Annotated in this window: 1 protein-coding gene; it reads left to right on the top strand. The window is 68.1% G+C overall.

The window, feature by feature from the left end; genetic code table 11:
• The coding region (locus NG42_RS22530; protein ID WP_193787969.1) for a hypothetical protein at positions 1 to 276 on the top strand (276 nt) is incomplete at both ends.

The raw sequence follows: 276 nt of genomic DNA, 5'->3' as shown, positions 1-276 counted from the left end.
GACTATGAGGGCGTGCATGGCCGCCTGTGCGCGGTGCATCAGCGCACCGGCAGCGGGCGTCACCGGCTGGCCTGCTATGGCTACAATGACCGCGGGCAGCTGGTCAGCGTGACCGATGCGGATGACGTCACCACCCGCCGCTTCAGCTGGGACTGCGCCAGCGATATGCTGGCGGCCCACTGTGATGCCCGTGGCCTGACGGTCAGCTACGACTGGCAGCCCGCAGCGGATAAAACCGTCTGGCGCGTCGCCGGCTATCGGGTGCTGGACGAGCGT

Origin of the sequence: Winslowiella iniecta (genome assembly GCF_001267535.1) — a bacterium.
Taxonomy (GTDB): Bacteria; Pseudomonadota; Gammaproteobacteria; order Enterobacterales; family Enterobacteriaceae; genus Erwinia; species Erwinia iniecta.
The sequence above is the reverse complement of the archived record's forward strand: the minus strand, read 5'-3'. Positions and strand labels throughout refer to the sequence as shown.